The sequence below is a fragment of the Pseudarthrobacter sp. 05T312 genome (genome assembly GCF_056396685.1).
The window spans coordinates 1-442 of record NZ_JBFTLY010000058.1; the positions used below are offsets into that span (position 1 = coordinate 1).

General features: G+C 62.9%; 1 protein-coding gene. It reads right to left on the bottom strand.

Features of this window, described 5'->3' with window-relative positions; all coding sequences use genetic code 11:
* Nucleotides 1-442, bottom strand: a 442-nt coding sequence (locus AC1DIP_RS22285) for an MFS transporter (protein WP_477735125.1), incomplete at both ends; no start/stop codon positions are given.

Sequence of the window (442 nt, forward strand, 5' to 3'; positions counted from 1 at the left end):
GGGCGAGAGTCTGCGGGAGCGTCGCCGCGATGTTCACGACGCCGAGGTCCTTGGCGAAGGAGTTCTTCGAGGGCAGCACCTCGCTCATCAGCGCCTGGTCCACGGCGGAGAAGCAACCGAAACCGAGACCGGCGATGATCGAGAAGATGAGCCAGCCCTGGAAAGTGGGCATGAAGAGCGGGACGAGCAGTGCAAGGCCGACGACGACCGAGGAGACGAAGACGAAGATTTTGCGGCGTCCGAGCTTGTCGGAGAGCGGTCCGGAGACGACGGTCGAAATAATGATTCCGGCAAGGTTGACCAGTCCGAAGATCGGGATGGCCGCGGCCGCGCCGGCCTCACCGAGACCGATGTAGTCCGCGAGAATGTAAAGCTGGTAGCCGGTGACGGCAAAGTAGCCCGTGTAGAGCAGCAGGCGCCCGGTGAACGCCCAGAAGAAGTC